The organism is Halogeometricum pallidum JCM 14848 (assembly GCF_000337095.1).
Taxonomy (GTDB): domain Archaea; phylum Halobacteriota; class Halobacteria; order Halobacteriales; family Haloferacaceae; genus Halogeometricum; species Halogeometricum pallidum.
Map to the genome: position 1 here is coordinate 1 of NZ_AOIV01000013.1, position 4,364 is coordinate 4,364.

A 4,364-nucleotide genomic window follows, 5' to 3' on the forward strand; every position below is an offset into this window, starting at 1 on the left:
GGCAGAACGGATTCGACGTGTGAACTAATCCAGTGTTGATCGCTTGTTCTGTTGAGTTACATCTTGAACGCCTCTGCAAAATCTCTTTGAACTGGCATCGATCATAACGCACGCTGTACTGGTTGTCAGTCATCGCAGAGTGGTGTGAAGTAGAACGTACGAAGCGAACGAAAACACAGTTCAACAGTTTGTTATAAGAGAGGTTAGTCGTCGGTGAGTTGAGGATAAGCTACTTTCCAGAGATGTCTGTTGGGGTCAGCAAAGTAACCGGAATAGCCGCCCCAGAAGACTTCCTGCGCTGGTTTCACGACACGCCCGCCGGCAGCTTCTGCCTCGTCAAGTACCGCGTCTACCTCCTCTTTGGTCGATACGTTGTGGGCGATAGTGATTCCAGCGAAACCGCTGCTGTCCGCAGTGACGGTGGCGTCTTCGGCGAGCGATTTTCTTGGGTAGAGTGAGAGCCACGTCCCCTCGAGTGGAAAGAAGGCGACGTCGCTGTCATCTTCCCGCTCTTGCATCGGCAATCCGAGACCATCTCGGTAGAACCGGATGGATTCGTCAAGGTTCGAGACACCGAGTGTTACGAGTGTAATCCGTGGATCCATAGTGAATAGAGGCGTACCGTAACGATAAGCCGTTCCGCTGTACTGACCGAAATCGGAGCAAGGCGTATCACCCATTGGGATTTCAACAGAGCCATTTACGGGTCACCCAACCCACTGACTACAGGAGGTTTAACCAACGCTGACTGAGATAGCAGACCTCAACGTTGGTTAATACACCCTGTCAATTCGGAGTTCGCCAGACTGCTTGACGCAGAACCTATCTGGGTCGTCGGTTGCTGGTTGTGGGCGCTTGAGTGTCCGAGACCCTACTGAAGAGGACAGTCAGCGTACTCTCACTCAGAGCGGCGGCCGACTAACCGGTCCCACAACGATGGTGTCGCTGTCTCAGAATCGTTTTCGCTTGCAGCCCCAGTATGCGTGTCCTCGGTTTCCCCGGTCGTTCGATCACGGGCGGCGCGTTCCTCTGTGAGCTGTTCAAGCTCTGCTTCGAGGGTGTCGACACGCTCGTTTTTCTGTTCGAGCCGTGCCTCGAGTTCGTCGACACGCTCGGTTAACAGCCGGTTTTTCTCGACCAGATACGCGTGGGTGCGGTCCGATTCGTCGCCATCAGCATCGAAAGTGGCGCCTCCTGAGCTGGTGCTCGATGAGGTGCTGTCGTCGCCAGCATCTGGATCGTAGAATTCTGAGGTGGTCGTAATCGCTCGCTCAATGGTCTTCTCACCGTACGTTGACCCATCGGCGTAGTGGACCTCGTCCCACTTCGCCCGGAGGAGTCCTGGCCGGCGAAAGAGCTGATCCATCTGCGCTCGGTCACCACCGGTCCAGAACGCCAGCAGACAGCAGAGTGCCATGTCGGCTTCGGACTGGCTGTCGTAGCCGCCCGTGTTGCCGTTCCAGAGTCGCTCGAACTTCTCGCCGTTTGACGCGCTTCGAGCTTTCTTCAACAGGTCCTTATCGTCGAGATCGATCCCGACGTCGACATCGGCAACACCAGGCGTTTCTGACTGGACGGAACCAGCGTCACGCTGCCCAGCGTCGGATGCTCCATCGCCATCGGTCTGTTGGACGTACTCGCGATGAATCGCCACGAGCGCGTCCTGTCGGCGTGCCACGCGAGTAGGTGTGTCGTCGACGTGGTCGCCGGTGACGGTGAAAAATCGAGCGGTGTCATAGAGTTCGATGCTCCCACGACGATTCCGGCCGTCCGGCAGGTCTCCCGTGATGAGCACGTGGTAACCGGTCCCGGACGGCGACACCTCCGTGTAGGAGTCTAGCCGTTCGATGATGTCTAACGCCGCGTTGGCGACATCTTCGCTATCGGGATCTCGGCAGTCATCCAAGTCCACCCCGACGATGGGATCATCGTCCGTAAAGACGAACCCGATACCGTCGGCGTTTGCTGTGTCGGTATACGCAAGTGCGGTCTCGAAGCTTCCCCACGTCTCCGGATCCGTCGACGACGCAAACTCTCCTGTCCCGGGNCCGTCGGCGTTTGCTGTGTCGGTATACGCAAGTGCGGTCTCGAAGCTTCCCCACGTCTCCGGATCCGTCGACGACGCAAACTCTCCTGTCCCGGGTGTCACTGGAATCTTCGTTGGTTTGCCGTCTCGCTTTTCTTCTCGCCAGCAGACCCACTGCTCGCGCTCTCGAAGAGCCGCTGGAATGACATCGTGATTCTCGATTCGTCTCTCACTCATTGGTTTCATCACCTCGCATGGCTCGCACTGCTTTCGAGCCCGAATAGACATCACTCCGCTTCGCTGTTCGATCCAATCCCTTGGTCCCAACGGGGACCCCCCGTTCTATACTAGTTGGTTTTTGGGTAGAACACCCCGATGAATTAGAGAAAAACCGCCAGACGCAGTGGTGTTCCACCCACCGCCATGCTACTGTTCGTGTTCCACCCATCGTCGTCGTGGGTGGAACACGGTTGCGTCCCCTGATTTGTGCATGGACGGCAACACTGCTTGACTCCCTCTCTGTTTGATGGGTAAAACAGTGCGCTCTACTGTGATTTTCTGTCTGCAGGCAGTTTGGATCCCTCCACCCCATCTCTATGACCCCGTCTCCTGCCGTGGTGCAAAGCAGAAGCCACTGTAGCAGCGTACGAGTTCCCCGTCACGTCTCTCTCGAACCGTCTCGAACTCAATGTGATCGCCGAGTTTCCGCGAGAACCAACTCTTGTTGACTGGATCAACATCATGTTCTGCTGCCCAGTCCGTGTACACGGCATAGACCTCATCCTTCGGAAGGGCTGTCTCGCCGTCTTCGATCAGATATGTGTCGACGAACGAAGCAAACGATATATCAGTCTTCTCTGCAGACACCTCTCTTCCTGTTTCGACTGGTTGCGCAGCTGGTTCGTCGTCTCTTTGTTCGCATTCTGGGTCAGCCGATACCGAGTGAATAGTGTCGTCTACGAGCGTCGAGAGTGGTTTCGTGACGCCGTCTTCATATACAATCGATTCACCGTCATCGCGAAGGATCACGATACCGTACGTTGACCGCTGATATTCAGGTACGGGTAATTCATTCGCAGGGACGAATGGTTTCTTGATACGTACCCAGTCTGCCTCGAACTCCACTTTTGTGTCGTAGATATGCTGCTCACCGTGCTCATACACCACGTACTCACCGGCTGCATGGTCGTAGCTGTAGATGGCAGGGATGCGGTCTTTCGATGCATCCGCGAGCGAGGAGAGACGGGGGTACTCGGTCTCGTCACCATCTTTCAGCACGAGTTGGTCATCCTCGCGCGTCCAGACAGTTCGTCTTGTATCAGTCTCACCAGCCGCAGGTCTGACAGCCGTTACGCCACCTTGTTCGGTCGCACCACCGTTGAAGGTGATATGCCGGTCGTGGGTATAGAACCGGGTTTCGCCGTTTGCGAGCTGCTGAACCGGCGGCGATAGAATCTGCTCGACCCGTTCAGCCCAGTAGGTCTCTGTCTCACCGGGACGGACGACGAACAGTGGGACGTGTTCAGCGTCCTGCGCTTTTCTGAGATTCGTGAGCACCTTCACCGGATTCTCTGGTGTCGTCGTTTCGGCCTCGATAGCGAATATTTCGTCAAGATCGGGATGCGTCGCTTTCGCATCTGGCTGTTCGTTGCCATCCTGTGTGAGGATCGTAACACGGAATCCGAGTGTCGTGAGTGCAGCCTCAGTCTCGAGTAACGCCGCATCGTGTGCCTCACTTCCGGCCGCTCTCGTGTCACCAGTATCCGGCGCTGCCGCCGTCTCTCCAACATCTGTCAGTCGAACCACGAGTTCGTCGGCGGCTGTATCAAGGTCCACATCAAGCAGCCGCGATCGCTTACGGATGTCCGCGAGCACATCGTACTCCGGTGGGTCGCTATCTATTCCTTCGAAGTACGACCGGAGTTCAGCGTCGACGTCTTCGACTGACACCCACCCATTTTCATCGCGAACACCATCGCGGAGCTGGATGATCCGAATCGTCTTTGCGAGCGCCTGATCGAGGTCCTGGCTCGGTGTGCCGAGAATCTCCTGTATTGCTTCTGGGGACTGTTCCGAAGACGCACCTCCCTGTTCAAGCACGCCGAACTCGTCGCTTGCTCGCTTGTGAATAGTCGACAGCGAGGTCTTGAAGCGTTTCTCTTCCTGATCGTCAAGTGGGTGATCGCTCTCAGGATGGCCGGGGGGAATCGGCAGCGGTTCCAGACTGAACGGGTACGGTCCCGTTTCACCGAACGTCGGGCTCGGCAGACTCGCAACCCATTCGCCACGAGGCAAGGACCGAATCCGGTTAGCGAAGTCGGCAGCATCCATCTCTTCG

At 56.5% G+C, this 4,364-nt stretch carries 3 protein-coding genes; all 3 read right to left on the reverse strand.

Going from position 1 to position 4,364, the window contains the following annotated elements:
- Positions 1 to 203: 203 nt before the first annotated feature.
- Positions 204 to 605, reverse strand: coding sequence for a VOC family protein (locus tag C474_RS07450; protein ID WP_049916820.1), 402 nt, complete (start codon positions 603 to 605; stop codon positions 204 to 206).
- A 293-nt stretch (positions 606 to 898) separates the two neighbouring features.
- On the reverse strand, positions 899 to 2,263 hold the full coding sequence (locus C474_RS07455; RefSeq protein ID WP_049916822.1) for a phage NrS-1 polymerase family protein: 1,365 nt from the start codon (positions 2,261 to 2,263) through the stop codon (positions 899 to 901).
- Between the two features lie 357 nt (positions 2,264 to 2,620).
- On the reverse strand, positions 2,621 to 4,364 hold a 1,744-nt coding region (locus C474_RS07460; RefSeq protein WP_008385476.1), incomplete at its 5' end, for a conjugation protein.

What these genes read in the sequence shown, in the direction of transcription:
- C474_RS07450 (WP_049916820.1), bottom strand. Translation starts at nt 605, where the DNA reads ATGGATCCACGGATTACACTCGTAACACTCGGTGTCTCGAACCTTGAC.